The organism is Amycolatopsis sp. NPDC089917 (assembly GCF_040684635.1).
Lineage (GTDB): Bacteria > Actinomycetota > Actinomycetes > Mycobacteriales > Pseudonocardiaceae > Amycolatopsis.
In genome coordinates this window covers 62,873-86,503 of the sequence record NZ_JBFBGL010000032.1, presented here as the reverse complement: position 1 = coordinate 86,503, position 23,631 = coordinate 62,873, and the positions used below count along the sequence as shown (strand labels likewise).

Below are 23,631 nucleotides of genomic sequence, written 5' to 3'. Positions count from 1 at the left end.
TCGATGCACCGCGTGGAACACGATCTGCTGGGAGACAAGGACGTTCCGGCCGACGCCTACTGGGGCGTGCACACCGCCCGCGCCAGGGAGAACTTCCCCATCACCGGCACCGCGATCTCCGCGTACCCGCATCTGATCGAGGCGCTCGCCTCGGTCAAGGAGGCGGCCGCCCGCGCGAACGCCGATCTGGGACTGCTGGAGCCGGACGTCGCCGACGCGATCCGCCGGGCGTGCGGCGAGATCCGGGAAGGCGCGCTGCACGACCAGTTCGTCGTCGACGTCATCCAGGGTGGCGCGGGCACCTCGACGAACATGAACGCCAACGAGGTCATCGCGAACCGCGCGCTCGAACTGCTCGGCCACGAGAAGGGCGACTACGCCCGCGTGCACCCGAACGAGCACGTGAACCTCGGGCAGTCGACCAACGACGCGTACCCGACGGCGGTCAACGTCGCCACGATCATCGCCGTCCGGGAACTGGCCGAGGCGATGGTCGTGCTGGAGCAGGCGTTCGCGGCCAAGGCCGTCGAGTTCCACGATCTGCTGAAGATGGGCCGCACGCAGTTGCAGGACGCCGTCCCGATGACGCTGGGGCAGGAGTTCGGCACCTACGCGGTCATGCTCGGCGAAGACCGGCTGCGGCTCACCGAAGCGGTGACGCTGCTGCACGAGATCAACCTCGGCGCGACCGCCATCGGCACCGGCCTCAACGCCGCGCCCGGATACGCCGAAGCCGCCGTCGCGCACCTGCGCGAGATCACCGGACTGCCGGTCGTGACCGCCGCCGACCTCGTCGAGGCGACGCAGGACTGCGGCGCTTTCGTGCACCTTTCCGGTGTGCTCAAGCGGATCGCGGTGAAACTTTCGAAGAGCTGCAACGACTTGCGGCTGCTTTCGTCCGGGCCACGGGCCGGGCTCAACGAGATCAACCTGCCGCCGGTGCAGGCGGGGTCGTCGATAATGCCCGGGAAGATCAACCCGGTGATCCCCGAGGTGGTCAACCAGGTCGCGTTCGAGGTCATCGGGAACGACGTCGCCGTCACGATGGCGGCCGAGGCGGGCCAGCTGCAGCTCAACGCGTTCGAGCCGCTGATCCTGCACTCGCTTTCGGAGAGCATCACGCATCTGCGGGCGGCCTGCCTGGTGCTGGCGGAACGATGCGTCTCCGGGATCACCGCGAACGCCGACGTGATGCGGGGCTACGTCGAGAACTCGATCGGACTGGTGACCGCGCTGAACCCGAGCATCGGGTACGCGGCGGCGACCGAGATCGCCAAGGAAGCGCTCGAAACCGGGCGCGGCGTGGCGGAGCTCGTCGTCGAGAAGGGCCTTCTTCCTGCCGAAGAACTGGCGAAGCTGCTGAAGCCGGAGACGCTCGCGCGGCTTTCGTGAGACCAGCGGGGCGGTACCGGGCGGTCTGCCCCGCGCCAGTGTCATGAAAGTGGCTTTCAGGACATTTTTCGTCCTGAAAGCCACTTTCATGACATGCGGGTACGGTCGTAAGTGGAAGGTGATCATCCGCACGAAAGGCGGCCCAGGCGTGCTCGACCGACTTCTCGACCGATACCTCGGCCTTCCCCCGGCCGAAGGCCCCGCTCCCACGGTCACCAAGGCGATCCCCGTCCCGATGCCCGACGGCGTCCGGCTGCTGGCGGACCGCTACGCCGTCCCGGGCGGCGAGCCGCGGCCCGTCGTGCTGATCCGCACGCCGTACGGCCGCAAGGGCGTGATGGGCAAGGTCTTCGGCGAGACGTTCGCGCGGCACGGGCTGCAGGTGGTCCTCCAGAGCACCCGCGGGACCTTCGGCTCCGGCGGCGAGTTCCGGCCATTTCACCTGGAGAAGGAGGACGGCCTGGCCACCGTCGCCTGGTTGCGCGAGCAGCCGTGGTGCGACGGCCGGGTCGCGATGGCGGGCGCGAGCTACCTCGGTCACACGCAATGGGCCGTCGCGCCGTACCTCGACGAGCCGCTCGAAGCGCTGTGCCTCGGTGTCACCGCGTCGGAGTTCGTCTCGGCCTTCTATCCCGGCGGGATCCTCGCGGTCGACAACATGGTTTCGTGGTCGTCGCTGATCGGCCGCCAGGAGGGCCGGTTCGCCGGCCTGCCGAACCCCTGGCAGACGAAGAAGACCCGACGGGCCATGGCGCATCTGCCGGTTTCCGGCGCCGACGTCGCGGCGATCGGGAAACAGGTGCGGTTCCTGCAGGACGTCGCGGGGCACGCAGAACCGGGTGACGACTTCTGGGCGCCGTCGGACCACAGCGCCGAGGTCGCCGGGCTGACCACGCCGGTGAGCATGGTGACCGGATGGTACGACCTGTTCATCTCCGCCCAGCTGCGCGACTTCAAGGAACTCGCCGCCGCCGGCCGCGAGCCGCGGATCACCATCGGGCCGTGGGCGCACGGCGAGCCCGCCAGCCTGAAGACGCTGATCACCGACCAGATCGGCTTTCTCTCCGCGCATCTGCTCGGCGATCGCGCACCGCTGAGGCAGGCGCCCGTACGCCTCTATCTCCAAGGAACGGGACGGTGGCTGGACTTCGAAAGCTGGCCGCCGAAGTCCGACGCCACCCAGTACTTCCTGCGCCCCGGTGGGCTTTCCCCCGCCGAGCCCGTCGAGTCGAAACCGGGCACGTTCACCTTCGACCCGGCGGATCCGACGCCGACCGTCGGCGGTCCCCTGCTGTCGGGTGTGCAGAAACAGCAGGACAACAAGGACGTCGAAGCGCGCCCGGACGTGCTGCTCTTCACCGGTGACGTGCTGAAGCGCGACCTCGACGTCATCGGCGAGGTGAGCGCTCTGGTGCACGTCCGGACCGACCTCGGGCACGGCGACGTCTTCGTCCGGCTGTGCGACGTCGACGGCCGCGGGGTCTCCCGCAACGTCACCGACGGCGTCCTCCGCCTGCGCCCCGGCAGCCCCGGGTCCGATGTGGACGGTGTGGTCGCGGCCGAGGTCCGGCTCGATCCGACCGCCTACCGGTTCCGGCGCGGGCACCGCCTGCGGCTGCAGGTCGCGGGCGGCGCGTTCCCGCGCTTCGCCCGCAACCACGGCACCGACGAACCGGTTTTCAGCGCGGTGGACGGGAAACCCGCGCGGTTCGAGATCTTCCACGACCCCGCGCACCCGTCCAGGATCACGCTGCCGGTGTTCTCGGCTTAGTTCGGCACCACCCGCTGGTGGGTGGTCAGCCTGCCGTCGTCGTGCAGCACGTGGAACAGCAGCGACGGCGGCAGGTCGTAGTCGACCGGCCCGCCTTCTCCCCAGGGCCGGAGACCGTTCTCCTCCCACGGGAACAGGATGCTGGACCCGACCGAAGGCGCCGACCGCAGCGGCAAGCCCGCGAACGTCGTCGACGCCGAGGCATGCACGTGCCCGCAGAGCAGGGCCACCACTCGCGGGTGACGAGTGAGCACTTCGGCCAATTTGTCTTCGCCGTACTGGCGCATCGCGTCCGCCAGCGGCAGACCGAGCGCGACCGGCGGGTGGTGGAAGGCGATGAAGGCGGGGCCGTCCCCGTCGGCGAGAACGCCGTCCAGCCAGGCCATGGTCTCGTCGTCGAACCGCCCGTCCGGCTTGCCGGGGATGCTGGAGTCGGCCATGACGAACGTGACGTCGCCGACGGTGTGCGCCGCGTTGACCGGTCCGTCGTCCGGCGCCTGGCCGAGCAGCCCTTCCCGGAACGGGCCGCGCTTGTCGTGGTTTCCGGGGCAGGTGAAGAGCGGGACGTCGGTCTTGAACAGTTCGGCCGCGCGCCGGTACTCCTCGACGGTGCCGTGATCGGCGATGTCGCCGGTCACCAGGATCGCGTCGACCGGCGTCACCAGGCCCGCCAGGTAGCGCATGACCCGTTCGGTCCGCTCGTCGGCGCGTTCCCCGCCGTCGAGATGGTTGTCGCTCAGATGTGCCGTCACGAACATCGTTTCACCCCATGTCGTCCAGATATGCCAACGTTTTCACCCAGTTCCGCACGAGCAGCTCCGCTGCCGTCGCGAGGTCGGGGACGCGGATCGCCTCGGCGATCCGCAAGTGCTCATCGATACTCTCCCGCGAACGTTCGACGCCACCGAAATAACGGGCGTCGTAGCGCTTCAGCAGAGGCTTCGTCTGCTCGATCAGGCGCAGCAGATGCGGATTCGTGCAGCGCGAGAGCAGCAGCGTGTGCCAGCGATCATCCAAAGTGGACAGATCGCCCTGCCGGTCGAGCTCCGCCGCCATCTCGGCGGTGATCCGGTCGAGACCGCCGGTGAGCCCGGCGAGATCCTGCGGCGAGCTCCAGCGCAACGCGAGCGATTCCAGCTCCGCGACGAGCGGGTACAGCCGCCGGGCCTCTTCCGGATCGAACGGCGGCACGAGGAAACCGCGGCCGGGCGCCGAGACGAGCAGGCCGCGATCGGCCAGCCCGATCAGCGCCTCGCGCAACGGTGTCCGGCTGACGCCCAGCTCGCGGGCGAGGTGCACCTCGTTGATCCGGCTGTCCGCGGCGATCCGGCCGTCGAGCACGCGGGCGGTGATCTCCTCCGCGAGGTCTCGCCGAAGCAGGTTCCTCGTCATCCGCACAGTATTGCATGCACTTCGGCCGTACTGTATTCAGTTAGGCATGACGGACTTCGATGTAAACCGCGCTCGCGTCGAGACGCCGGGCTGCGCGGAAGTGGTCCACCTCAACAACGCCGGGTCGTCGCTGCCACCCGCGCGGGTCACCGACACCGTCGTGGGCTACCTGCGCGAGGAAGCCCTGATCGGCGGATACGAGCAGGCCGCGGCGACCGTGGAGCGGATGAACGGCGTCTACGCCTCGGCCGCGCGGCTCGTCGGCGCCGAGCCCGACGACATCGCGCTGACCGACAACGCGACCAGGTCCTGGCAGGCGGTCTTCTACGCGCTTCCGTTCGCCGCGGGCGACCGGATCCTGACCTCGAAGTCGGAGTACGCGAGCAACGTCATCTCCTTCCTGCAGATCGCGAAGCGCACCGGCGCCGTCGTCGAGGTGGTCGACAACGACGAGTCCGGACAGCTGGACGTCGAGGACCTGAAGCGCCGCGTCGACGGCGACGTCAAGCTGATCGCCGTCTCCCACGTACCCACGCAGGGCGGGCTGGTGAACCCCGCCGAGGAGATCGGCGCGGTCGCGCGGGAGGCCGGGATCCCGTTCCTGCTGGACGCGTGCCAGAGCGCCGGCCAGATCGACCTCGACGTCACGCGCCTGAACTGCGACGCGCTCAGCGTCACCGGCCGCAAGTACCTGCGCGGGCCTCGCGGCACCGGGTTCCTGTACGCGCACCCGCGTCTGCGCGAGCGCGTCGAGCCCGCGATGCTCGACCTCCACTCGGCGGCGTGGACCGCGCCGGAAACCTACGAAGTCGCTTCGACGGCGAAGATGTTCGAGGTCTGGGAACGCGATCACGCCGCCTTGCACGGTCTCGGCGCGGCGATCGACTACGCCCTCGAATGGGGCATGCCCGCCATCGAGGCCCGCGTCGCCGCCCTCGCGGCGAAACTGCGCGACGCGCTCCGCGAGATCCCCGGCGTCCAGGTGCACGACCAGGGCGTCCGCCAATGCGGGATCGTCACGTTCAGCGTGGCGAAAACGCCGTCACAGGAAGTGAAAGAGCATCTGGCGACCGCGAAGATCAACGTGAGCGTCACGGAAGCGACATCCGCCCAGTTCGACTTCGCCGACCGCGGACTGCCGTCGATGGTCCGGTCTTCCGTGCACTACTTCAACACGGACGACGACATCGCCCTCCTGGTCGACGAAGTCGGAAAACTGGCTTAACGGCGGGAAAGCAGCGAATCGGACGACGGGGCGAAGGGCAGCCCCGTCGTCTTCGCGCGCTTGCCGATCACCAAAGCCTCCCCCAGCAGGCTGACTCCGATCGACAACGTCACCGGCCGCGCGTCGGGATGCGCCCCGGCCGAGGTGGCCAGGAAACCGATCCCGAAGTTCACCAGCAGCGACAGCACCCAGACGCCGAACGTCCAGCCGGTGTAGCGCAGCCAGAGCACGCCGTCGCGCTCGAACAGTTTCGTCGTGGTCGCGCGCACCGCGCCAAGGCAGCAACCGACCGCGGAGCCCAGTACGAGCCAGAGGCCGTCCGTGAAGGTGAAGACGTCGAGCTTGGCCAGGCCGTAGACCCCGATCGCGACCAGGATCACCGGCGCTCCGAACACGTCGCGGGCGACCAGCGGTTCCCCGCGCAGCCTGCGCACGACGATCACGACCACCGCGGCGACCGCCAGCGCGATCAGCAACCACGTCCTCATGAGCCTCCCTTAGTAGCATGACTGTGCCAAATAAAATAGCAAGGCCGTGCTATAAAGACAACATGCCCAAGATCGTCGACCCCGAGGCCCGCCGCCTGTCGATAGCCGAAGCCGTCTTCCGTGTGATCCAGCGGGACGGGCTCGCGCAGGCGTCGCTCAGAAGCGTGGCCGAAGAGGCCGGTCTCGCGATCGGCTCGGTGCGGCACTACTTCCGCGGTCACGACGAGCTGATCGTGTTCGCCATGCGCTCGCTCGGCGACCGGCTCGAAGCGAGGTTGCTGGGCCACCTCCCCGATCTACTCGACCCCGGGACACCGCGCTCACGCCGGCAGGAGATCACCGAAGCGCTGCTCAGCGAACTGCTCCCGCTCACCGAGCAGACCCGGGCCGAAACCGACGTCTGGCTGGCGTTCTCGGCCGCCGCGAAGAACCGCCCGGATCTCGCCGAGGAGGTCGTCCGCATGTACGAGGGGGTCCGCGCCCTCGTCCGGCGGGTGCTCGACGGCGCGAACGAGGCGGGCGGCCTGCTCGAGGATCTCGACCTGGCCGTCGAGACCGAACGGCTGGCAGCGCTCTTGGACGGCCTCGCCCTGTCGACGGGCCGGACCTCGCCGGAGCTGATGAAAACCGTGCTCCGACGACATCTGGAGACCCTGCGACGCCCCGAAACGGTGACGGAATGAGCACGTTCTACGAGATCGCCGCCCAGGATCCCGGCCGCGTCGCGGTGATCGACGTCGACGGGCGCGAGACCACCTTCGGCGAATTGTCGGCGCGCGCGAACCAGCTGACTCACGCCTTGCGAGCACTCGGCCTCCACGAGGGCGACGGCGTCGTCGCGATCATCCACAATGGACTCGCCTATTACGAGCTGCTGCTGGCGACCCTCCAGGCGGGGATGTACTTCACGCCGGTCAATTACCGCTCCTCTCCGGGCGAAATCGCCTACATCGCGGCCAACAGCGGCGCCAAGGTGGCCGTCGCGGACGCGGACATCGCGGCCACGTGCACCGCGGAACTCGCGGGCCTGCAACGGTTCTCGCGCGGCGACACGCCGGGATGGCCGGACTACGCGTCGTGGGGCGCGGACCTGCCCACCGCGACGCCGGAACACCGGACCGCCGGCCAGACGATGCTCTACACGTCCGGGACCACGGGACGCCCCAAAGGCGTCCGGCGTGCGCTGTCCGGACGGCCGCCCGCGCTGCACCCGATCCACGCGAACGTCCTCGAACGCCTGGACGTCCCGGCGGGGCACGGCGTGCACCTCGTCGCCTGCCCGCTCTACCACGCGGCGCCCGGCATGTTCTCGACCGCGATCCTGCATCTCGGGCACACGCTCGTGCTGATGGACCGGTTCGACGCCGAGGAAACGTTGCGGCTCACGGAAAAACACCGCGTGACGAGCACGCATCTGGTGCCGACCATGTTCCACCGCATGCTGCGGCTGCCTGACGACGTCCGTGCGCGCTACGGCCTTTCGAGCCTGGTCTCGGTGATCCACGGCGCCGCGCCGTGCCCGCGGGAGGTCAAGGAGCGGATGATCGCCTGGCTCGGACCGGTGGTCCACGAGTACTACGGCGCGTCCGAGGGACTGATCACGGCGGTGCACGCCCGCGATTGGCTCGCCGAGCCGGGCACCGTCGGCGAGCCGCTGGACGGCGTGCGGATCAAGGTCCTGGACGACGACGGCAGGGAGCTCCCCGCGGGCGAGACCGGCACGCTCTACTTCAGTTCCGCGCACACGAAATTCGACTACCACGAGGATCCGGACAAGACGGCGGCCGCGCGCTCCGGCGAGTTCGTCACCGTGGGGGACGTGGCTTACCTCGACGCCGCGGGCCGGGTGTTCCTGTGCGACCGGCGGACGGATCTCATCCTTTCCGGCGGCGTGAACATCTATCCCGCCGAGATCGAGGCGCGGCTGCTGAGCCATCCCGACGTCGCCGATGTCGCGGTGATCGGGGAACCGGATCCCGAGTGGGGCCAACGGGTCGTCGCCGTCGTGCAACCGGTCGAGGGGGTCGCCGGGGACTCCGAGCTGGCGAAGCGGCTCGAAGAGCATTGCCGGGCGGAGCTCGCCGGGTTCAAGACACCGCGCCGGTTCGACTTCCGGGAACGGCTGCCGCGGACGGAGAGCGGGAAGATGCTGCGGCGGACGCTTCGGACGCCCTGACCCTGTCGCCCGCTCTAAGCCCCGAACCAGCCCGCGACGTCGAGCCGGAAGCCCTCCGCCGGCGCCATCACGCGCAGGTCGGTTTCGAGCGCGCGAACCCGGTCCGCGCCCAGCGCGCCGACCCAGTCCTCGCGCAGTCTTTCGAAGATCGCCGCGGACCGGCGGAGCGAGTCGATCCCCCGGCCGGTGAGCCGCACGACCTTGCGCCGCGCGTCGGCCGGGTCGTCGGCGCGTTCGACGTACCCGAGCTGCTCCAGTTTGTCGACGGTCTTGCCCGCCGCCTGCTTGCTGACCCCGAGCCGCCGCCCGATCTCGCTCGCCGTCGCGCCGCCGAGGCCGATCGCCTGCAGGGCGAAGCCATACGCCGGACGGACGTCGGGATGCCCCTGCTCGGCCAGCTCGGCGTGCAGCCGGTCGATGATCGAGCGGAAGCCCGCGAACAGCAGCAGCGGCAGCTCGAACCCGGGTGGGTCGGAGACCTGCTTGCCAGGTTCGACAACCTGGTTTACCTTTTCGTCAACCACGTTGACCATCTTAAGGGGCTGTCTTGTTCACCGACCACACCGTCGAAACCGCGCCCGAAGGTTCGCGTCGCTCGATGGAGGCGACCATCCGGAAGCTGGGGCACCTCCCCACCGCCGTCGCCCGGCTGGCGTCGTCACCGGAACTGCTCGACGGGTTCCTGAAGCTCAGCGCGAGCTTCGAGAAGACCACGCTCGACCCCCTCGCGCGGGAGACCATCGTGATGACCGTGGCGACGCGCAACGGCTGCGAGGTGTGCATCGAGATGCACACCGGCAAGCTGAAGGCCCATCACGCGGACGACGACGTCATCGCGGCGCTTCGCTCGCGGGAGCCGGTGCCCGATACCCGCCTGGAGGCCGTCCGGCAGTTCACGCTGACAGTGCTCGAAACCGCCGGCGGCGTGGACGACGAGACGCTGCGGGTGTTCCTCGGGCACGGATTCACCGAGCGGAACGCCCTCGAAGTCGTCATGGGCATCGGGACCTACACGATGTCGACGCTGGCGAACAGGCTCACCCGCGCGTAGTCGCTTCGCGTGATCGCCCGCCACGGACCGATATCACTCCAATGGCCGCCGATCTTGATGTATCTGGGCAGTCCCGACCGCCTCCTCTCTTGTGCAGCCGAAATTTCGCCACCCGCGGCGAAGCGCGCGACCGGCGGTCTGGCCTGCCGAGGGGGCAGACCAGACCGCCAAAACCCGAGACGTTCCACTGGAGTGGGGGTACGCGAAGGCCCCCTTCCCTCGGTTCAGCCGAGTGAAGGGGGCCTTCACGTGTCTCCCCCGCAATTCGTCACCTACTTGCGGCGAGCTCTGCTTGAAGTCCGTGAAGGCCTCCTTGAGGGACTCTGAGTCCCTCAAGGAGGCCTTCACGGACTGCGGCATCCGCCTGAGGGGTCAGGCCTCCAGGGCCCACCGCACGAAGCGCATCTTCGGCACGAAGCCGGCCTTCTCGAAGACCCCGAACGCTCCGGACGGATCCGCCGAGTCCACGTTCAAGCTGGCGCTGTCGTAACCCTGATCGACGGCGGCCCGCAGCGCGTGTCCCATCAACGCACCGGCGACACCCCGCCGCCGGTACTCCCGAAGCGTCCCGATCACCATGAAATGCGCGTCGCGGACACCGGTGGCCTCCGTGTCGGCCTCCCACCACAGGGTCACCAGCACCCCCACCGCGGCACCCGTCGCCTCCTCCCGGAGCAGGAAGCTGGCCTCGGGCCGGAAGGTCTGGTTGATGATCTTGTTCCGCCAGAGATCGGCGGGCATCGGCACCGCGCCCCAGTAGTCCCGGTACGCCTCGTTCCGGACCGCGCGGAAGTCCTCGTCGTTCCGCTCCGACCACGGCTCGACCGAGAACCCGTCGAGGATCACCGGACCGTCGACAAGGCCGAGAGTGTGCTCCATCCGCTGGAAGTAGCGCACCGGCACGAACCCCCGGGACCGGACGAGCTCGGCCAGCCCGGCGATGCGTTCGGGCCGGTTGACGTCCATCACGAGCTTCGAATCCGGGTGATGCAGCGCGTGCACCACCTCGGCCGCCGCCACTCCCGCGTCGACGAGCGCGCCGCCGATGCCCCGGCGGCGATACGCGGGATGGACCCCGCCGTCGAGGAACACCCGATGGACTTCTTCCGCGGACGGCTTGAAGCGGATCTTCATGTAGCCGGCCATCACGTCGCCGTCGAAGACCGCGAGACTCGCGCGCTCCAAGTCCGCGTACGGATCGATCAGCTCCTGGAGGGTGTCCTCCGCCGTGTAGTTCTCGCCGATCCCGTCGACGGCCTCCACGGCGTTGAGGAGGTCGGCGGACGCCTCGGCGTCCTCACGGGTGAGCGGCCGCCACGTCAGGTCGTGCATGCGGCTGAAAGTAGCGCCACGAGGGCGGGCTGTCGCCGGGTTTTCGGTGGGCGCAGTAGGGATCGAACCTACGACCGCTCGGGTGTAAACCGAGTGCTCTCCCGCTGAGCTATGCGCCCGGGAGGTGGCACCCGCGCACGGGTGCCACCGGTGAAGACTCAGGCCAGCGAGGCCACGGCCTTCTTCCACGCCTGCTGGTCGCGCGCCTCGCCGGGCTGGTTGACCTCGGCGAACCGCACGACGCCTTCCTTGTCGATCAGGAAGGTGCCGCGGGTGGCCAGGCCGGCCGCCTCGTTGAAGACGCCGTAGGCCTTCGCGACCTCACCGTGCGGCCAGAAGTCCGAGAGCAGCGGGAACTGGTAGCCCTCCTGCTCGGCCCACGCCTTGAGCGAGAACGGGGTGTCCACGGACACGCCGATGACCTGGACGCCGTTGCCGTCGTAGTCCGCGAACTCGTCCCGGAGCTGGCACAGCTCGCCGGTGCAGATACCGCTGAACGCGAACGGGTAGAACACCAGCAAGACCGGCTTCTCGCCCTGGAAGGACGACAGCTTCACGGCCTGCTTGTTGTAGTCGTTGAGCGTGAAGTCCGGGGCTTGCGATCCGACCTCGACGGTCATACCGGCGGTTTCCTCTCAAGAGCGAACAGGGGCCTGCGACGACAACCCTATCGTGTCGATCGCGCGGCTCCCCGGGTCACCGCTTGGTCTTCGACTTCGGCGACACCAGCCGGGTGCCCGCCCACTTGGGACCGGCGCTGATGTTGGCCGTCTGGGCCAACCCCACCTGCGGCACCGCTTCGGCGATCTCGCTCGGCTCGACATGCCCTGGCTGCCCCGTCTTGGGGGTCAGCACCCAGATCACGCCGTTCTCGTTCAAGGGGGTCCGGACCTCGATCAGCGTGTCCCCGAGATCACCGTCGTCCTCGCGCCACCACAGCAGCACCACGTCGATGACCTCGTCGGCGTCCTCGTCGAGGATGTCGCCGCCGATCTGTTCCTCGATCGCCGCACGAAGGTCGTCGTCGACGTCCTCGTCCCAGCCGATCTCCTGGACCACCATGTCCGGCTTGATCCCGAGCCTTTCGGCGACGCTGCTCTGATCAGCGTCTCCCGCGGCGACCACTGCTGTCACTCCTCCAACTACGACGGAGCGTGGTGTCGCTCGGCCGGTTTCGACCGGGCGGGCACCACACTCGGGTACACGATGCCCGTTAGCGAACACTGGTGAAGCGATCCGCGCAACCGTCCACACCGGATCTTGAACAACTCGTGTCGCGGCATACGGACATTCAGCCCACTCTCGAAGGGTCAATCCGGGCGCGCTTGGGCACCCCCGAACGCCCTGCTTTAGGGTGGGAGAGAAAACGCGCGCGCGAGTACAGGCGCGTGCGAGCTGTGTCGCAATCGGGTCCGTGGACGTTACCGATCAGTAGCGGTGACGCGAACGGAACCGGAGGACGACGATGGACCGCGAACACCCCGAGTACGAGCACAACCAGCTACCACCTTTCGCAAGGAGACCCCTTGGCCCCGCAGAACGACGGCGCCTCCGGCAAGGAGACCCCGGCACGCGTCCGCGTCATCCGTGACGGATTGGCGGCGCACCTGCCCGACATCGACCCGGAGGAGACCGCCGAATGGCTGGACTCCTTCGACGAGGCGCTGGCCAGGGGTGGTCAGCAGCGCGCCCGGTACCTGATGCTGCGCATCCTCGAGCGGGCCAGGGAACGCCACGTCGGCGTCCCGGCGCTGACGTCGACGGACTACGTGAACACCATCCCCACCGAGAACGAACCCTGGTTCCCCGGTGACGAGGAGATCGAGCGCCGTTACCGCGCGTACATCCGGTGGAACGCCGCGATCATGGTGCACCGCGCGCAGCGTCCCGGCGTCGGCGTCGGCGGGCACATCTCGACCTACGGCTCGTCCGCCGCGCTGTACGAAGTGGGCTTCAACCACTTCTTCCGCGGCAAGGACCACTCCGGCGGCGGCGACCAGATCTTCATCCAGGGTCACGCCTCCCCCGGCATCTACGCCCGCGCCTTCCTCGAGGGCAGGCTGACCGAGAACCAGATGGACGGGTTCCGTCAGGAGTTCTCGCACGCCGGCGAGGGTGGCGGCCTGCCGTCGTACCCGCACCCGCGGCTGATGCCGGAGTTCTGGGAAAACCCGACCGTGTCCATGGGCCTCGGCCCGATGAACGCGATCTACCAGGCCCGCTTCAACCGCTACCTGCGCGACCGCGGCATCAAGGACACCAGCGACCAGCACGTCTGGGCGTTCCTCGGCGACGGCGAGATGGACGAGCCGGAATCGCGCGGTCTCATCCACGTGGCCGCGGGCGAGGGCCTCGACAACCTGACCTTCGTGATCAACTGCAACCTGCAGCGGCTCGACGGCCCGGTGCGCGGCAACGGCAAGATCATCCAGGAGCTGGAGTCGTACTTCCGCGGCGCCGGCTGGAACGTCATCAAGGTCATCTGGGGCCGCGAGTGGGACTCGCTGCTGCACGCGGACCGTGACGGCGCCCTGGTCAACCTCATGAACACCACGCCGGACGGCGACTTCCAGACGTACAAGGCCAACGACGGCGCCTTCGTCCGCGAGCACTTCTTCGGCCGCGACCCGCGGACCAAGGAACTGGTCAAGGACCTCACCGACGCCGACGTCTGGAACCTCAAGCGCGGCGGGCACGACTACCGCAAGGTCTACGCGGCCTACAAGTCGTCGCTGGAGCACCACGGCCAGCCGACGGTGATCCTGGCCCACACCATCAAGGGTTACGGCCTCGGCCCGTCCTTCGAGGGCCGCAACGCCACGCACCAGATGAAGAAGCTCACCCTCGACGACCTGAAGCTGTTCCGGGACGCCCAGCGCATCCCGATCAGCGACGAGGAACTCGAGCGCGACCCGAAGCTGCCGCCGTACTACCACCCGGGCAAGGACTCGGCGGAGATCGAGTACATGCTCGGCCGCCGCAAGGCGCTGGGCGGTTTCCTGCCGGAGCGTCGCCCGAAGGCCTCGAAGGCGCTCGTACTGCCGGGCGACAAGGTCTACGAAGGCATCCGCAAGGGCTCGGGCAAGCAGGAGGTCGCCACCACGATGGCGTTCGTCCGGCTCGTCCGCGAGCTGGCGAAGGACTCCGAGATCGGCAAGCGGATCGTCCCGATCATCCCGGACGAGGCGCGCACCTTCGGTCTCGACTCGATGTTCCCGACGGCCAAGATCTACAACCCGCACGGCCAGACCTACACGTCGGTCGACGCGAGCCTGATGCTGGCCTACAAGGAGTCCGAAAAGGGCGTCATCCTGCACGAGGGCATCAACGAGGCGGGGTCCACCGCGTCGTTCACCGCCGTCGGCACCTCGTACGCCACGCACGGCGAGCCGATGATCCCGATCTACATCTTCTACTCGATGTTCGGGTTCCAGCGGACCGGTGACGGCCTCTACGCCGCGGCCGACCAGATGGCCCGCGGGTTCGTGCTCGGCGCCACCGCCGGCCGCACCACGCTGACCGGTGAGGGCCTCCAGCACGCGGACGGGCACTCGCTGCTGCTGGCGGCGACCAACCCCGCCGTCGTGGCCTACGACGCGGCCTGGTCGTTCGAGATCGCCCACATCGTGCGGGATGGTCTTCGCCGGATGTACGGCGAGACCGGGCCGGACGGCAACGGCGAGAACATCTTCTACTACATGACGATCTACAACGAGCCCTACCAACAGCCCGCCGAGCCGGAGAACCTCGACGTCGACGGCCTGCTCAAGGGTCTCTACAAGTACGCGGACGCCCCGTCTGGCGACGGTCCGGAGGCCCAGATCCTGGTGTCCGGCGTCACCATGCCGGACGCGCTGCGGGCGCAGCAGATGCTCGCCGAGGAGTGGGGCGTGCGCGCGGCCGTGTGGTCGGCGACGTCGTGGACCGAGCTGCGGCGCGAGGCCGTCGAGGCCGACCACGACAACCTGCTCCACCCGGGCGACTCCCCGCGTGTGCCGTACATCACGCAGAAGCTGTCCGGCGTGAACGGGCCGGTCGTCGCGGTTTCGGACTGGATGCGGGCCGTGCCGGACCTCATCCGCCCGTGGGTGCCGACCGACATGCTGACGCTGGGCACCGACGGGTTCGGCTTCTCCGACACCCGCCCCGCCGCCCGGCGGAAGTTCCTGGTCGACGCGCAGTCGATCGTGGTCGGCACGCTGAGCGCGCTGGCCAAGCGCGGCGAGGTCGACCGGTCGAAGGCCGCGGAGGCGGCGCGCAAGTACCGCCTCGACGACGTCTCCGCCGCGGGTCCGCAGTTGTCGGACTCGGGTAGCGCCTAGCGATGCCATGAACGGTCCGTTCCTTGCGAATTTCGCAAGGAACGGACCGTTCATCGCGTCCAGGACCGGACGGGTTAGGCTAAGACATCGGATGTTTGCGGTGAAGCGGGAAAGGGTGAGCGAGAGTGACCAAGCGTCGACTGCCGAAGCCGAGTGAGCTGAAGCAGATCCTGCGGCCGAAGCCGATCGTGCTCAACCCGACCGACCGGCGGCTGGCGACCGCGCACACGATCGCCGACCTGCGGATGCTCGCCCGCAAGCGGACGCCGCGCGCCGCGTTCGACTACACCGACGGCGCCGCGGAACTGGAGGACAGCCTCCGCCGCGCCCGGCAGGCCTTCCGCAGCGTGGAATTCCACCCGAACGTCCTGCGCGGCGTGTCCGATGTGGACACGAGCAAGGAGATCCTCGGCAAGCGTTCGGCGCTGCCGTTCGCGTTCGCGCCGACCGGGTTCACCCGGATGATGAACCACGAGGGCGAGTCCGCGGTGGCCCGCGTCGCGCAGCGCAACGGCATCCCGATGGGGCTGTCGACGATGGCGACGACGTCGATCGAAGACCTCGCGGAGGCCGCGCCCGAGGCCCGCAAGTGGTTCCAGCTCTACGTCTGGCGTGACCACAAAGCGGGCGAAGATCTGATGAATCGCGCGTGGGCCGCCGGTTTCGACACCCTCATGCTCACGGTGGACACCCCGGTCGCCGGCGCGCGGCTGCGCGACGTCCGCAACGGGCTGACCATCCCGCCCGCGCTCACCCTCAAGACCTTCGTCGACGGGGCGCTGCACCCGTCGTGGTGGTTCAACCTGCTGACCACCGAACCGCTGACCTTCGCGTCGCTGAGCCAGTTCGACGGCACGGTCGCCGAACTGCTCAACCAGCTCTTCGACCCGACCCTGAACTTCGACGACCTCGACTGGGTCCGCCAGACCTGGCCGGGCAAGCTCGTGGTCAAGGGGATCCAGAACGTCGACGACGCGCGTGACGTGGTCAAGCACGGCGCCGACGCGGTGCTGCTGTCCAACCACGGCGGCCGCCAGCTCGACCGCGCGCCGACGCCGATCGAGCTGCTGCCCGCGGTGCTCGACGAGATCCAGGGCGACGCGGAGGTGTGGGTCGACACCGGCATCCTCTCCGGCGGCGACATCGTGGCCGCGATCGCGCGCGGCGCCGACGCGGTGCTCATCGGGCGCGCGTTCCTCTACGGCCTGATGGCCGGGGGCGAGCGCGGGGTCCAGCGGTGCGTGGACATCCTGCGCGCCGAGATGACCCGGACGATGCAGCTGCTGGGCGTCCGCACCCTCGCCGACCTGAAGCCCTCGCACGCCACCATGCGCTAGGCCGCGGCGGAGACCCCGGACGGCGCGGTGCGGACCTGCTTCGCCGTCCGGTTCCAGCTCCACCAGCCGTGGACGACCAGCCCGGCGAACACGATGTAGACCGCCGCGGAGAAGTACAGGCCCGAAGAGAGCTGCAGCGGCACGCCGATCGCGTCGACGACCAGCCACACCAGCCAGAACTCGACGAGACCCGCGCCCTGCGCGGCGAAGGCGACCAGCGTGCCGACGAAGATCGCGGCGTCCGGCCAGGGCGCCCACGAGGCGTTCAGCGCTTCGAGGACCAACGCCATCGCGGTGGTGCCGATCGCGAACGCGCCGAGCATCGCCAGGCGCTCGCCGAGACGGCCCTTGCGGACGACGACGCCGTAGACCGGGTCGCTGCGGCGGGACCACGCCCACCAGCCGTAGATCGAGATGGCGAGGATCGCGATCTGCCTGGTCGCGAGCCCGCCGAGGTGCGCGGAGAGGTAGACCGAGAACAACAGCACGGTGGCGCCGACCTGGACCGGCCAGGTCCACAGCGTCCGGCGTTGCGCCAGGAAGACCACGGCCAGCGCGAAGATCTGCCCCGCCAGCTCGGCGAAGGAGATCCACTGTCCGAGCACCGTGACACCGTTGTGCAGCAGGAAGTCCACGTCCGCACCCCTCTCCGTCTACCGCTCCAACATGCTCCGTTCCGGCGCCATTCCCTAGAGAGTGTGAGGTGTGGAACAGACAGGACGGCTCGAGAGCCACTGAGGACGCGAAAAGGGGCCCTCGACCGCGTGTTCCGCGGCGATGGACCCCTTCGACTCCGCGCGGGCCCGGTGCCTTCCTCGATCACCGGGCCCGCGGGATGCTCAGGAATCTACGCGACTGATGCCCACGGGCGAAGTAGGTGTCTCCGAACGGACCTCCTGCTTGCTGCTACCGGGCTCCATTTGGCCCTGCAGGTTGGCCAGCCAGCCCTGCCAGCGGTCCTGCGCGGGCTTGATCAGACCGCCGCCGAAGCCGACCACGATCACGCCGCCGATGGTGGCGAGGACGGTGATCAGGACCGGTCCCGTCACCGCCGTCGCGATGTTCACCTGGCCGAGTGCGGCGATGATGCCGAACGCCATGATCATCCAGTAGGCGATGGTGCCGAGCAGCCGTCCGGCGGGCCGGGTGGAGAGCGCTCCGGTCACCAGGTCGCGGACGACCTTCGCGACGGCGGCCGCGACGATCACCAGGACCAGCGCCACCAGGATCCGCGGCAGGAACGCGATGATGTCGTTGAGCAGGGCGCTGACCGGATTGCTCTCACCGAATACGCCGAACGCGAGTTGCAGCGCGATCAGGAGAATGAAGTAGTACACGAGTTTGACGAGGATCCCGCCCGCGTCGACATTCGCTTGTTTGAGCGTTCCGGTGAGTCCGGTCTTCTCGATGAGCTTGCCGAAACCGATCTTCGACAGAACCAGTCCCAATGCCTTTGACACGGCCTTCGCGATCAACCAGCCGATCAGCAGGATGATCAGGAAACCGACCAGTTTCGGCACGAAGGTGGCGACAAGGTTCCATGCTTGTCCCAGACCGTCTTTCAGCTGCTCGCCCACGGCGAACTCCCTCCTCTGCGCATCCGCGACCTACCCGGTGCGGCTTGCGAGGGATCGTTGATCACCGGCACCTCACCGGCAACTCGGCGACCCACGATCGAGTGAGTGAGCTAGCGGGAAAAGATCGACAAGTCCCATACTTGTTCTACCGGTGGGGACCGGGGAGACGAGGCCGTCCGGCGCAGCGAAAAACGCGAGCGCCGGGCGGCCTCGAGTTTTATGCAAAAACTTTTCACAATTCACCGGCCGCGACCGTCCACTTCGGACACGGGGCGCGAAGGGCCGCAGGACGACGGCCACCTTTGCCCGCCGGACTAGGATCGGCTGACCATGGCTGATGCGACTTCGGGACGGCGTGTGCCCAAGCACCACGGGCTGTCCGCCAAGACTCTCCGGCGGCTCGAACACGCCTCCGGCCGGCTCGCGAGCGCGAGCGTCGCGGTGATGGAGGAGCGGCTGAGCTGGTTCGCCCGCCTTCCCGCCGACCAGCGCGCGAGCGTCCTGCTGATCACCCAGGCGGGTGCCGCCGGTTTCGTCGACTGGCTCCGGGACGCGAAGGAGGCGCTCTCCCTCACCACCGAGGCGTTCCGGGAGGCTCCCGCCGAACTTTCCCGCTGGGTGAGCCTGCGGCAGGCGGTCGGCATGGTGCGGCTGGCGATCGAGGTGTTCGAGGAGCAGCTGCCCGAATTCGCCGCGAACGAGGCGGAACGCGCCGCGCTGATCGAGGGGATCCTGCGCTACGGCAGGGAGATCGCGTTCGCCGCCGCCAACTCCTACGCGGCCGCCGCCGAGGCGCGGGGCGCCTGGGACGCGCGCCTGGAGGCGCTGGTCGTCGACGGCATCGTCCGCGGTGACGCCGAGGAGGCGGTGCTCTCCCGCGCCGCCGCGCTCGGCTGGGACCCGGCCGCGCCCGCCACCGCGCTGGTCGGCACCCCGACGTCGGACGACCCGCCCGCCGTCGTGTTCGAGGTGCGCAGCCGCGCCGCCCGCGTCGGGCGTCCCGTGCTGCTTTCGGTGCAGGGATCGCGGCTGGTCGTGGTCGTCGCCGGGCCCACCGACGGGAGCGTCAAGGACCGCGAGATCCTCACCAAGCTGTCCGTCGCCTTCGCCGAGGGCCCGGTCGTCGCCGGGCCGACGGTGCCGACCCTCGCCGAGGCGCACCACAGCGCGACCGAAGCGCTCTCCGGCCTGCGCGCCGTCGTCGGCTGGCCCGGCGCGCCGCGGCCCGCGAGATCGATCGACCTGCTGCCGGAACGCGCGCTGTCCGGTGATCCGGAGGCCGAACGCCTGCTCGTCGAGCAGATCGCCCGCCCTCTGGAGGAGGCGGGCCCGGCGCTGCTGCGGACGGTGGAGACCTACCTCGACAGCGGCGGCGTCCTGGAGACCTGCGCGCGGACGCTGTTCGTGCACCCGAACACCGTCCGGTACCGGCTGCGGAAGGCGGCCGAACTCACCGGCCGCCACGCCGCGGAATCGCGCGACGCCTGGGTGCTGAAGGTGGCGCTGACGGTCGGGCGGCTGGCCCGGGCCCGCGGCCTCTGGTGACGGACTCGCGTGTCCGTGAAGGCCAAGCCCGGTCCAAGTACATGAAGGCCCCCTTCATGTACAGCAGGACGACAAGCGCCGGTACCGAGTCGGTCCGGGTGGTCATGAGTGGCGATTCGGTTAAGGGCCAGGGGGTCTCGTCCATCCCGTCACGCGTGTCGTCCGGCCGGTCACGCGAAGCCACCCCGACGCCGAAACGGGCAAATAGCCTACTCGGGCACATGATGCGACACGAAGGACTTGGCCCGCCCCGCGCGGCTCTGGTAAACCCGGTGGTAACTCTGCGCAGTGATAGACCTCATAGGGAAAGCTGGTTGAACCCGACAAGGCTTTTGGGTTAAGCGCGGAGATCAGGAACGTGCTTTTGGAGGGTTCCCACAATTACCCAGGCCGGACTTGGTGAGCGTCGGCATCACGACCATGGTGGCCGAGAGTGTTCCCTAGTGGGGTGACATCAGCAGTCCTCGCCCCCGGTCAGGGTTCCCAAGCCCCAGGCATGCTCTCCCCTTGGCTCGAGCTCGACGGTGCCCGCGCGCGCGTCGAAGCCTGGTCCGAGCGGGCCGGTCTCGACCTGATCCGCCTCGGCACCGAAGCGGACGCCGAAGAGATCCAGGACACCGCGATCACGCAGCCGCTGATCGTGGCGCTGTCGCTGCTGGCGTTCGAACACCTCCAGCGCGAGGCCCCGGTCGCCGCGGACTCGCCGGTCGCCGGTCACTCCGTCGGCGAGCTGGCCGCCGCCGCCATCGCCGGGGTGCTGAGCCCCGAGGACGCCGTCGCGCTGGCCGCCATCCGCGGCGCGGAGATGGCGAAGGCGTGCGCGCTGGAGCCCACGAGCATGGCCGCGGTCATGCTCGGCGACCCGGACGAGGTCGTCGCGTGGCTCGACGGCCACGGCCTCGCCGCGGCGAACCGCAACGGCGCCGGCCAGATCGTCGCCTCGGGTGCCGCCGCCGCGATCGAGAAGATCGTGGCCGAGCCGCTGGAGGGCACCAAGGTCCGCGCGCTCAAGGTCGCGGGCGCGTTCCACACCGCGTACATGGCACCCGCGCAGGAAGCGCTGGCCGCCCAGGCTGCGAAGATCACCCCGGCGGACCCGACGCGTCCGCTGCTGTCGAACGCCGACGGCCAGGTCGTCACCAGCGGGGCCGAGTACCTCGACCGGCTGGTCAAGCAGGTCACGAGCCCGGTGCGCTGGGACCTGACCATGGACGGTCTGGTCTCCGCGGGCGTCACCTCGACGCTCGAACTGCCGCCGGCGGGCACGCTGACCGGGCTGGTCAAGCGGCAGCTCAAGGGAACCGTGACCACCACCATCGCGCTGAAGACCCCCGCCGAGCTGGCGAAGCTTCAGGGGCAGGAGGACGCTTCGTGACCGACCGATCCACCTTGCGGCAGGCGCCGGGCGCCGCCGGGACCCGCATCCTCGGTGTCGGGAGCTTCCAGCCCGAGAAGATCGTGACCAACGACGATCTCTCGACGATCATGGACACCAACGACCAGTGGATCCGCGAGCGCGTCGGCATCGTCGAGCGCCGGTTCGCCGAGAAGGACGAGTCACTGGTCGACATGGCGGTCAAGGCGGGCACCGCCGCGCTGGCCGACGCACGCGTGGATCCGTCCGAAGTGGACACGGTCATCCTGCCGAACTGCACGATGCCCACGCAGATCCCGAACGCCGCCGCCCAGGTCGCGGACCGGATCGGCATCACGCATCCCGCCGCTTTCGACCTCAACGCCGCCTGCGCCGGCTTCTGCTACGGCCTCGGTGTCGCGTCGGACCTCATCCGCGCGGGCAGCGCGAAGAAGGCGCTCGTCATCGGCGCCGAGAAGCTCACCGACCATGTCGACCCGGTCGACCGCGCGAACGCGATCATCTTCGCCGACGGCGCGGGCGCGGCGGTGGTCGGCGCGGCCGACACGGCTCAGATCGGCCCGGTCTCCTGGGGCAGCGCCGGCGAGCACGTCGACCTCATCTACATGCGCGACGACAAGTGGATCTACCAGGAGGGCCAGTCGGTCTTCCGGTGGGCGACCACGCAGATCGCGCCGATCGCCCTGCGCGCGCTGGAACTGGCCGGGCTCGAACCGTCCGATGTGGACGTCCTGATCCCGCACCAGGCCAACCTGCGCATCGTCGAGGCCATCGCCAAGAAGCTGCGGGCCAAGGGCGCCCGCGAGGACATGGTCGTGGCCGACGACATCCGGTACTCGGGCAACACCTCGTCCGCGTCCATCCCCCTCGCGCTGGACCACATGCGCAAGGCGGGCACCGCGAAGCAGGGCGACGTCGTGCTCGCCGTGGGCTTCGGGGCCGGACTCTCCTACGCGGGCCAGGCCTTCATCTGCCCGTGATGAATACTTCCCCCGCGGGCACCGTGTCCGCGGGGCAGCCGAAAGCATCACCGAGAAGGGAACAACCAGTGGCAGACAACGCAGAGATCCTCGCCGGCCTCGCCGAGATCGTCGAAGAGGTCGCCGGTGTGGCGCAGGACGACGTGACCGCCGAGAAGTCCTTCGTGGACGACCTCGACATCGACTCGCTGTCCATGGTGGAGATCGCTGTTCAGGCCGAGGACAAGTTCGGCGTCAAGATCCCGGACGACGAGCTGGCGAACCTGAAGACCGTTGGCGACGCGGTGAACTACGTGTCGGCCAACTCCAAGTAAGTCCGACTTCTTGATTGGCGCCGACCTTGGGGAGACTCCAATGAGCAACATCGACGTCGTGATCACCGGGATGGGCGCGACCACGCCGCTCGGCGGGGACGTCGCGTCCACGTGGGACGGACTGCTCGCCGGGGCGAGCGGGATCCGCCGCATCGAAGCCGACTGGGTCGACGAACTCGAGCTGCCGGTGAAGATCGGCGCCATGCTCGCCGTAGACCCGTCCGAAGTCCTGCCGCGGGTTCAGGCCCGGCGGCTGGACCGCTGTGAGCAGGTGGCGCTGATCGCCGCCCGCCAGGCTTGGGCGGACGCGGGTTTCGAGCAGCCGACCGACGAGCATCAGGATGTGGAACCCGAGCGCCTCGGGGTGACCATCGGTACCGGTGTCGGCGGTCCGGTCACCCTGATCTCCCAGAACGATCTTCTGCACAAGCAGGGACTCCGCAAGGTCTCCCCGCTGACCGTGCCGATGCTGATGCCGAACGGTCCCGCCGCGCACGTCGGGATCGATCTGAAGGCGCGTGCCGGTGTGCACTCGCCCGCGTCGGCCTGCGCGTCGGGCGCGGAAGGCATCGCCGCCGGCTACGAGATGATCCGCTCGGGCCGCGCCGACGTCGTGGTCGCCGGTGGTGCCGAATCGTGCATCCACCCGATCACCCTCGCCGGCTTCGCCCAGGCGCGGACGGTCTCCACCCGCAACGACGACCCGGCGAAGGCGTCCAGGCCGTTCGACGTGAACCGTGACGGTTTCGTCCTCGGCGAGGGCTCCGGCGTCGTGATCCTGGAGCGGGCGGACCGCGCCAAGGCCCGCAACGCGCGGATCTACGCGCAGCTGAGCGGGTACGGGATCACCTCGGACGCCTACCACATCACGGGCAACCACCCGGAGGGCGTCGGCCAGATCGCCGCCATGCGGCAGGCGATGACGATGGCCGGGGTCTCCCCTGCCGATGTCGGCCACGTCAACGCGCACGCGACCTCGACGGTCGTCGGCGATGTCGGCGAGGCCGCGGCGATCCGCAACGCCGTCGGCGAGCACGTCGTGGTGACGGCTCCCAAGGGCGCGCTCGGCCACCTGGTCGGCGGTGCGGGCGCGGTCGAGGGCATCGCCACGATCCTGGCGATCTACCACGGTCTCGTCCCGGCGACGCTGAACCTCGAGGACCTGGACCCGAAGGTGCAGCTCGACGTCGTCTCCGGTGAGGCGCGCAAGGTCGAGCTGAGCGCGGCGATCAGCAACTCGTTCGGTTTCGGCGGGCACAACACGGCGCTGCTGTTCACCCCGGCGGCCTGATTTCAGTACGTGAAGGCCCCCTTCACTGCGTCTAGCGCAGTGAAGGGGGCCTTCACGTACTCC

At 69.0% G+C, this 23,631-nt stretch carries 22 protein-coding genes and 1 tRNA gene; 13 read left to right on the top strand and 10 right to left on the bottom strand.

Annotation, left to right across the window (positions count from 1 at the left end):
* The first annotated feature begins 3 nt into the window (after positions 1-3).
* Positions 4-1,392, top strand: coding sequence for an aspartate ammonia-lyase (gene aspA / locus AB0N89_RS23540; protein ID WP_364207750.1), 1,389 nt, complete (start codon positions 4-6; stop codon positions 1,390-1,392).
* 148 nt (positions 1,393-1,540) lie between these two features.
* Positions 1,541-3,163 carry a CocE/NonD family hydrolase gene (locus tag AB0N89_RS23535; protein WP_364207748.1) on the top strand — a complete coding sequence of 541 codons (1,623 nt, stop codon included), beginning with the start codon at positions 1,541-1,543 and terminating at the stop codon, positions 3,161-3,163.
* Here AB0N89_RS23535 and AB0N89_RS23530 read toward each other — a convergent pair.
* Positions 3,160-3,921: a metallophosphoesterase gene (locus AB0N89_RS23530; protein WP_364207746.1), complete on the bottom strand. Its 762-nt coding sequence runs from the start codon at positions 3,919-3,921 to the stop codon at positions 3,160-3,162. The two genes, AB0N89_RS23535 and AB0N89_RS23530, sit on opposite strands and share 4 nt — an antisense overlap.
* Positions 3,922-3,925: 4 nt before the next feature.
* Complete coding sequence (locus tag AB0N89_RS23525; RefSeq protein WP_364207744.1) at positions 3,926-4,555, bottom strand: GntR family transcriptional regulator; 630 nt, start codon at positions 4,553-4,555, stop codon at positions 3,926-3,928.
* Between the two features lie 46 nt (positions 4,556-4,601).
* On the opposite strand from AB0N89_RS23525, the gene AB0N89_RS23520 reads away from it, so the two are divergent.
* Positions 4,602-5,780, top strand: a complete 1,179-nt coding sequence (locus AB0N89_RS23520) for an aminotransferase class V-fold PLP-dependent enzyme (RefSeq protein ID WP_364207742.1) — start codon at positions 4,602-4,604, stop codon at positions 5,778-5,780.
* Here AB0N89_RS23520 and AB0N89_RS23515 read toward each other — a convergent pair.
* Positions 5,777-6,268, bottom strand: coding sequence for a DUF1453 domain-containing protein (locus AB0N89_RS23515; RefSeq protein WP_364207740.1), 492 nt, complete (start codon positions 6,266-6,268; stop codon positions 5,777-5,779). The genes AB0N89_RS23520 and AB0N89_RS23515 overlap by 4 nt on opposite strands.
* Positions 6,269-6,330: 62 nt before the next feature.
* On the opposite strand from AB0N89_RS23515, the gene AB0N89_RS23510 reads away from it, so the two are divergent.
* Positions 6,331-6,951 carry a TetR/AcrR family transcriptional regulator gene (locus AB0N89_RS23510; RefSeq protein ID WP_364207738.1) on the top strand — a complete coding sequence of 207 codons (621 nt, stop codon included), beginning with the start codon at positions 6,331-6,333 and terminating at the stop codon, positions 6,949-6,951.
* Positions 6,948-8,444: an AMP-binding protein gene (locus AB0N89_RS23505; RefSeq protein ID WP_364207736.1), complete on the top strand. Its 1,497-nt coding sequence runs from the start codon at positions 6,948-6,950 to the stop codon at positions 8,442-8,444. The genes AB0N89_RS23510 and AB0N89_RS23505 overlap by 4 nt, the downstream gene beginning before the upstream one ends.
* Positions 8,445-8,458: 14 nt before the next feature.
* Here AB0N89_RS23505 and AB0N89_RS23500 read toward each other — a convergent pair whose 3' ends face one another.
* Positions 8,459-8,977 (bottom strand): MarR family transcriptional regulator, encoded by a 519-nt coding sequence (locus tag AB0N89_RS23500; RefSeq protein WP_364207734.1) that lies wholly within the window; start codon positions 8,975-8,977, stop codon positions 8,459-8,461.
* Between the two features lie 14 nt (positions 8,978-8,991).
* On the opposite strand from AB0N89_RS23500, the gene AB0N89_RS23495 reads away from it, so the two are divergent.
* Positions 8,992-9,495: a carboxymuconolactone decarboxylase family protein gene (locus AB0N89_RS23495; RefSeq protein ID WP_364207732.1), complete on the top strand. Its 504-nt coding sequence runs from the start codon at positions 8,992-8,994 to the stop codon at positions 9,493-9,495.
* A 372-nt stretch (positions 9,496-9,867) separates the two neighbouring features.
* On the opposite strand, the gene AB0N89_RS23490 is transcribed toward AB0N89_RS23495, so the two are convergent.
* The 4 genes from AB0N89_RS23490 to AB0N89_RS23475 form a co-directional block, all read right to left on the bottom strand.
* Positions 9,868-10,827: a GNAT family N-acetyltransferase gene (locus AB0N89_RS23490; protein WP_364207730.1), complete on the bottom strand. Its 960-nt coding sequence runs from the start codon at positions 10,825-10,827 to the stop codon at positions 9,868-9,870.
* Positions 10,828-10,874: 47 nt separating this feature from the next.
* A tRNA-Val gene (locus AB0N89_RS23485) sits at positions 10,875-10,946 on the bottom strand.
* Between the two features lie 39 nt (positions 10,947-10,985).
* A complete protein-coding gene (locus AB0N89_RS23480) occupies positions 10,986-11,447 on the bottom strand; it encodes a peroxiredoxin (RefSeq protein WP_364207727.1) in 462 nt (153 codons plus the stop codon).
* A gap of 76 nt (positions 11,448-11,523) precedes the next feature.
* A complete protein-coding gene (locus AB0N89_RS23475; protein WP_005164955.1) occupies positions 11,524-11,952 on the bottom strand; it encodes a DUF3052 domain-containing protein in 429 nt (142 codons plus the stop codon).
* 401 nt (positions 11,953-12,353) lie between these two features.
* Between AB0N89_RS23475 and aceE the strand changes: the two genes are divergently transcribed.
* Positions 12,354-15,149, top strand: a complete 2,796-nt coding sequence (aceE, locus tag AB0N89_RS23470; RefSeq protein ID WP_364207724.1) for a pyruvate dehydrogenase (acetyl-transferring), homodimeric type — start codon at positions 12,354-12,356, stop codon at positions 15,147-15,149.
* Between the two features lie 125 nt (positions 15,150-15,274).
* Entirely contained in the window at positions 15,275-16,486 is a 1,212-nt protein-coding gene (locus AB0N89_RS23465) for an alpha-hydroxy acid oxidase (RefSeq protein ID WP_364207722.1), read from the top strand.
* On the opposite strand, the gene AB0N89_RS23460 is transcribed toward AB0N89_RS23465, so the two are convergent.
* Both AB0N89_RS23460 and AB0N89_RS23455 read right to left on the bottom strand, forming a co-directional pair.
* Positions 16,483-17,121: a nicotinamide mononucleotide transporter family protein gene (locus tag AB0N89_RS23460; protein ID WP_364207720.1), complete on the bottom strand. Its 639-nt coding sequence runs from the start codon at positions 17,119-17,121 to the stop codon at positions 16,483-16,485. The genes AB0N89_RS23465 and AB0N89_RS23460 overlap by 4 nt on opposite strands.
* Before the next feature lie 204 nt (positions 17,122-17,325).
* Positions 17,326-18,063, bottom strand: coding sequence for a hypothetical protein (locus AB0N89_RS23455; protein WP_364207718.1), 738 nt, complete (start codon positions 18,061-18,063; stop codon positions 17,326-17,328).
* 330 nt (positions 18,064-18,393) lie between these two features.
* Here AB0N89_RS23455 and AB0N89_RS23450 point away from each other — a divergent pair, with 330 nt between their 5' ends.
* The 5 genes from AB0N89_RS23450 to AB0N89_RS23430 all read left to right on the top strand — a co-directional run bounded on the left by AB0N89_RS23450 (position 18,394) and on the right by AB0N89_RS23430 (position 23,568).
* Positions 18,394-19,608, top strand: a complete 1,215-nt coding sequence (locus AB0N89_RS23450) for a PucR family transcriptional regulator (protein ID WP_005164946.1) — start codon at positions 18,394-18,396, stop codon at positions 19,606-19,608.
* 448 nt (positions 19,609-20,056) lie between these two features.
* Entirely contained in the window at positions 20,057-20,983 is a 927-nt protein-coding gene (locus AB0N89_RS23445; RefSeq protein WP_364207715.1) for an ACP S-malonyltransferase, read from the top strand.
* On the top strand, positions 20,980-21,963 hold the full coding sequence (locus tag AB0N89_RS23440) for a beta-ketoacyl-ACP synthase III (RefSeq protein WP_364207713.1): 984 nt from the start codon (positions 20,980-20,982) through the stop codon (positions 21,961-21,963). Before AB0N89_RS23445 ends, AB0N89_RS23440 begins: the two co-directional genes overlap by 4 nt.
* A 68-nt stretch (positions 21,964-22,031) precedes the next feature.
* The gene (locus AB0N89_RS23435; protein WP_004559006.1) at positions 22,032-22,277 is read left to right on the top strand and encodes an acyl carrier protein; all 246 of its coding nucleotides are present in this window, start codon (positions 22,032-22,034) and stop codon (positions 22,275-22,277) included.
* 40 nt (positions 22,278-22,317) lie between these two features.
* A complete protein-coding gene (locus tag AB0N89_RS23430; protein ID WP_364207711.1) occupies positions 22,318-23,568 on the top strand; it encodes a beta-ketoacyl-[acyl-carrier-protein] synthase family protein in 1,251 nt (416 codons plus the stop codon).
* The last annotated feature ends 63 nt before the right edge of the window (positions 23,569-23,631 follow it).

Bases quoted from the DNA above. Each gene is read 5' to 3' on its own strand.
- aspA (WP_364207750.1), top strand. From the start codon at position 4: ATGCACCGCGTGGAACACGATCTGCTGGGAGACAAGGACGTTCCGGCC.
- AB0N89_RS23530 (WP_364207746.1), bottom strand. From the start codon at position 3,921: ATGTTCGTGACGGCACATCTGAGCGACAACCATCTCGACGGCGGGGAA.
- AB0N89_RS23525 (WP_364207744.1), bottom strand. From the start codon at position 4,555: ATGACGAGGAACCTGCTTCGGCGAGACCTCGCGGAGGAGATCACCGCC.
- AB0N89_RS23520 (WP_364207742.1), top strand. From the start codon at position 4,602: ATGACGGACTTCGATGTAAACCGCGCTCGCGTCGAGACGCCGGGCTGC.
- AB0N89_RS23515 (WP_364207740.1), bottom strand. From the start codon at position 6,268: ATGAGGACGTGGTTGCTGATCGCGCTGGCGGTCGCCGCGGTGGTCGTG.
- AB0N89_RS23510 (WP_364207738.1), top strand. From the start codon at position 6,331: ATGCCCAAGATCGTCGACCCCGAGGCCCGCCGCCTGTCGATAGCCGAA.
- AB0N89_RS23505 (WP_364207736.1), top strand. From the start codon at position 6,948: ATGAGCACGTTCTACGAGATCGCCGCCCAGGATCCCGGCCGCGTCGCG.
- AB0N89_RS23500 (WP_364207734.1), bottom strand. From the start codon at position 8,977: ATGGTCAACGTGGTTGACGAAAAGGTAAACCAGGTTGTCGAACCTGGC.
- AB0N89_RS23490 (WP_364207730.1), bottom strand. From the start codon at position 10,827: ATGCACGACCTGACGTGGCGGCCGCTCACCCGTGAGGACGCCGAGGCG.
- AB0N89_RS23480 (WP_364207727.1), bottom strand. From the start codon at position 11,447: ATGACCGTCGAGGTCGGATCGCAAGCCCCGGACTTCACGCTCAACGAC.
- AB0N89_RS23450 (WP_005164946.1), top strand. From the start codon at position 18,394: ATGGCTGATGCGACTTCGGGACGGCGTGTGCCCAAGCACCACGGGCTG.
- AB0N89_RS23430 (WP_364207711.1), top strand. From the start codon at position 22,318: ATGAGCAACATCGACGTCGTGATCACCGGGATGGGCGCGACCACGCCG.